The organism is Sagittula salina (assembly GCF_017813235.1).
Taxonomy (GTDB): Bacteria; Pseudomonadota; Alphaproteobacteria; order Rhodobacterales; family Rhodobacteraceae; genus Sagittula; species Sagittula salina.
Window position 1 is genome coordinate 1 of record NZ_JAGISH010000065.1, and the last position, 260, is coordinate 260.

Consider the following 260-nt stretch of genomic DNA (forward strand, 5'->3'; position numbering starts at 1 on the left):
TCCTGAATGTGAGCTTGCCATGTCGTGGCGGCACCGGCCCGCTCAGCCTCTTGATCCCTTCCGTGACATCACTGCGTGACGCACTGCCGGGCAGTGGACAGCACCGGCATCAAGGCGGAGGGCGAAGGCGAGTGGAATGCCCGCAAGCATGGTGGCCCCAAACGCCGGATATGGCGCAAGATCCACCTCGGGATCGACGAGGAGACGTTGGAGGTTCGGGCCGTCGAGGTCACCACCAGCCCTGTCGGTGATGCGCCGAT

Annotated in this window: 1 pseudogene; it reads left to right on the plus strand. The window is 64.6% G+C overall.

Going from position 1 to position 260, the window contains the following annotated elements:
• A pseudogene (locus J5474_RS22580) lies at window positions 1-260 on the plus strand (transposase); the annotation flags it as partial.